Origin of the sequence: Arsukibacterium sp., assembly GCF_041616895.1 — a bacterium.
Classification (GTDB): domain Bacteria; phylum Pseudomonadota; class Gammaproteobacteria; order Enterobacterales; family Alteromonadaceae; genus Alishewanella.
This window is the reverse complement of record NZ_JBFJPY010000168.1, coordinates 1-3,444: the sequence shown is the minus strand read 5'-3', so window position 1 is coordinate 3,444 and position 3,444 is coordinate 1. Positions and strand designations below refer to the sequence as shown.

5 protein-coding genes are annotated in these 3,444 nt (G+C 50.0%); 2 read left to right on the top strand and 3 right to left on the bottom strand.

Translation table 11 applies throughout. The features are described 5' to 3' along the window. On the bottom strand, positions 1–413 hold a 413-nt coding region (locus tag ABY802_RS16280), incomplete at its 3' end, for a CHC2 zinc finger domain-containing protein (RefSeq protein ID WP_372628172.1). A 144-nt stretch (positions 414–557) separates the two neighbouring features. Next, complete coding sequence (rpsU, locus tag ABY802_RS16275) at positions 558–773, bottom strand: 30S ribosomal protein S21 (RefSeq protein WP_019675131.1); 216 nt, start codon at positions 771–773, stop codon at positions 558–560. A 239-nt stretch (positions 774–1,012) separates the two neighbouring features. Between rpsU and tsaD the strand changes: the two genes are divergently transcribed. After that, positions 1,013–2,026, top strand: coding sequence for a tRNA (adenosine(37)-N6)-threonylcarbamoyltransferase complex transferase subunit TsaD (gene tsaD / locus ABY802_RS16270; protein ID WP_372628171.1), 1,014 nt, complete (start codon positions 1,013–1,015; stop codon positions 2,024–2,026). 219 nt (positions 2,027–2,245) lie between these two features. Here the strand turns inward: tsaD and plsY are convergent, their stop codons facing one another. Beyond that, on the bottom strand, positions 2,246–2,851 hold the full coding sequence (gene plsY / locus ABY802_RS16265) for a glycerol-3-phosphate 1-O-acyltransferase PlsY (protein ID WP_372628170.1): 606 nt from the start codon (positions 2,849–2,851) through the stop codon (positions 2,246–2,248). 137 nt (positions 2,852–2,988) lie between these two features. Between plsY and folB the strand changes: the two genes are divergently transcribed. After that, the gene (gene folB / locus ABY802_RS16260; RefSeq protein ID WP_372628169.1) at positions 2,989–3,381 is read left to right on the top strand and encodes a dihydroneopterin aldolase; all 393 of its coding nucleotides are present in this window, start codon (positions 2,989–2,991) and stop codon (positions 3,379–3,381) included. Positions 3,382–3,444: the final 63 nt, after the last annotated feature.

Here is a 3,444-nt window from a genome sequence, read left to right as displayed (position 1 = left end):
GCCGGGCCATTAGTATGTTGCTGCAGTTGTTGCTGGTAATAGTCGGCAGCCTGCTGCATTAAGCTATAGTCATCGGCCTGTGCGGCAGGGCGGCTTGGGCCCTTGCCTTGTTCGCGCGGTACGTCCATATGCAGTTGCTTGGCCAGTTCTTCAATGGCTTCCACAAACTCCAGTTGCTCAAACTCCATCATAAAGCTGATGGCATTGCCATGGGCGCCACAACCAAAACAGTGATAGAACTGCTTATCGGGGCTGACAGTAAAGGATGGGCTTTTTTCGTTATGGAACGGGCAACAGGCAGAGTAGTTTTTACTACCTGCTTTTTTAAGGGGTACGCGTTGGTCGATCAGCTCTACAATGTCTGTTCTGGCGAGCAGATCATCAATAAACTGACGCGGAATTTGTCCTGCCACTAATGTCCTTTATATGCTTTCCAGAAAAAGACAAACCGTGCTCAAAGAACACGGTGTGCAGATATCGGCCTGAAACCTTATTGCGAACCTGCTAACTAATATCGCCAGTGGGCGACTAGACAGGTTAACGCCGGATGACTGTAATTAGTACAGGCGGATCCGACGTGCATTCTCGCGAGAAAGCTTTTTAGCATGGCGTTTTACCGCTGCCGCTTTCTTGCGCTTACGAACCCAGGTAGGCTTCTCGTAAAATTCTTTTGCGCGAACATCAGCTAACACGCCAGCTTTTTCACAAGAGCGCTTGAAACGACGTAACGCTACGTCAAAGGGTTCGTTTTCTTTTACTTTAACAACAGGCATTAAATTCTCACCTCGGTCAAACTTGGTTATCGGTAACCAATTACGATTAAAAATGGTGCGGCATTTTACGCAAAAACCCCTACCAATGTAAAGCGAATAAGTGATCTTAAATCAGATCTTCTGGCTCTGACACGGTGAAGCCGATACAATGCGCGCGTTAAAGGCCGGCAAGTGTACCTGAACTTTCTGGCCAGATCCTATTATTTGCTGATTTTTTTAACATGATTTTTGGGAAGACGATGCGCGTATTAGGTATAGAAACATCCTGTGATGAAACTGCTATTGCTATTTATGATAGTGAAAAAGGGCTGCTAAGCCATGTGCTGTATAGTCAGATCCCGTTGCATGCTGATTACGGCGGGGTAGTGCCTGAGCTGGCATCGCGCGATCATGTTAAAAAAACCTTACCTTTGATTAAGCAGGCGCTTAAGCAAGCGTGCTTAACTAGCAGCGATATTGATGGCGTAGCCTATACGGCAGGGCCTGGCTTAGCCGGGGCCTTGCTGGTCGGCGCCACCATAGGTCGCAGCCTGGCTTATGCCTGGCAGAAACCGGCGCTGGCGGTCCATCATATGGAAGGCCATTTATTAGCGCCGATGCTGGAAGATAATCCGCCGCCGTTTCCTTTTTTAGCGTTGCTGGTATCCGGCGGCCACACTCAGCTGGTTGGAGTGGAGAGTATTGGCCGATATGAGTTGCTGGGCGAGTCGATAGATGATGCGGCTGGCGAAGCCTTTGACAAAACAGCTAAGTTAATGGGCCTGGATTATCCCGGCGGCCCGTTGCTGGCAAAGCTGGCATTAACCGGCGACAGTAAAAAATATAAGTTCCCCCGGCCAATGACCGACCGACCCGGGCTTGATTTCAGCTTTAGCGGCCTGAAAACCTCGGCGGCTAATGTAATTGCCAAGGAAGGCAGCAGCGAGCAGGTGCAGGCCGATATTGCTGCCTCGTTTCAACAGGCGGTGGTGGATACCTTAGTGATAAAATGCGAGCGGGCGCTAGAGCAAACGGGTTATCAGCGGCTGGTTATTGCCGGTGGCGTCAGTGCCAACCTGTCACTGCGGGAGCAGTTGGCGGTGCTGTTAAAGCGCCGGGGTGGTGCAGTATATTATCCGCGTAAAGAGTTTTGTACGGATAATGGCGCAATGATTGCTTATGTAGGGTGTCAGCGCTTACAGGCCGGCCAGCAACAAGATTTAACCATTGGCGTAACGCCTCGCTGGCCAATGCAGGATTTGGCGCCGGTTTAAACCGGGAGATACTGAACTTTGAAAGCTGAAGGTTGGAATCCCGATCTAGGCGCCACAGAGTGTCTGAGTGAGTGCGCCAGCGCGAGCGAATTGCTGTGGCGAGCCAGAGCGGGAGTTGCAACCGTAAGCCAGGCCGGTTAAACAGTATTCCAACCTCGCTTTGAAAGGTTTGTGCATTATAAGAGATGCGTGCGCAAATTCATCAAGATGGGCAGAAACTTACTCGCGAATGCGTTTGCTCTTATCCCACACTTTACTTTCTTTACCCTTATACAGCCGGACAATATTCTGGCGATGGCGGGCAATGATTAAAATGCTCAGCATTAATACCGGGATGGTATATAACGGCTTTATCCACCAGGTAAACAGCGGTGCTAATGCCACGGTAATAATAGCGGCTAACGACGAGTAGCCACTTACTGCAACCAGTAAAATCCAGCTGGCGATGAGCAGCCCGGCCAGATCCAAGCCAATTGGCATCATAGCGCCAAAGGCGGTAGCCACCGCCTTGCCACCTTTAAAGCCAAAAAACACCGGGTAAATGTGGCCTAAACAGGCACAAATGGCGATAGCACCGAGCCAGATGGGTTCAATTTCTAAAAAGTATGAGCCCCAGACCGGAATAGTGCCTTTTAAGATATCAAACACCAACACTAATATTGCCGGGAAAGCGCCGCCGAGGCGTAACACATTAGTGGCGCCTGGGTTACCTGAACCGTGAAAGCGGGGATCGGGCAGGCGAAAAAGCTGGCATACCAGCACTGCTGATGACACCGAGCCTAATAAATAGGCAGCAAACATCATAATAACAATCAGCAGGGTCATTCCGACGGTTCCTCAGCACCAGTTTTTACGATAAGATTGCCGCTCGCTTTACAGCAGCAGAATAAGGGCTTGGTGGCTATTTACCTATCCGACCAGCCTACCTTAAACGAAAAATAACGCAATCCGGATTTAACTGAATGGACATAGTTTTTATAAAACAGCTACAAGTCGATACCGTTATCGGGGTTTACGACTGGGAGAAATCCATTCAGCAGCGGTTGTTGCTTGATTTAACCCTGACAGCTGACCAGCGTATCGCCGCTGCCAAAGATGATATTAGTCTGACCCTCGATTATGCCGTTATTGCTGAAAAAGTGATCACGCTGATCACTGCCCAGCCGATAGAGCTGATTGAAACCGTAGCAGAACGGGTGGCCAGTATGTTACTGACAGAATTTGCGACCAGTAAAGTGGAAGTTACCGTTAGTAAGCCCGGTGCAGTGGCACAGGCGCAAACGGTAGGGGTGCATATTGTTCGCACCGCTGGCCTGGCTAAGAAGCCTCTAACGTCTGCGCGGGAGCAAGCCTGATGGCTCGTATTTTTATCAGTATTGGCAGCAACACAGACCGCGAGCATTATGTCCGGGCCGGCG

Excerpts from the sequence above, each read along its gene's own strand:
- rpsU (WP_019675131.1), bottom strand. The coding sequence starts at position 773 with ATGCCTGTTGTTAAAGTAAAAGAAAACGAACCCTTTGACGTAGCGTTA.
- tsaD (WP_372628171.1), top strand. The coding sequence starts at position 1,013 with ATGCGCGTATTAGGTATAGAAACATCCTGTGATGAAACTGCTATTGCT.
- plsY (WP_372628170.1), bottom strand. The coding sequence starts at position 2,851 with ATGACCCTGCTGATTGTTATTATGATGTTTGCTGCCTATTTATTAGGC.
- folB (WP_372628169.1), top strand. The coding sequence starts at position 2,989 with ATGGACATAGTTTTTATAAAACAGCTACAAGTCGATACCGTTATCGGG.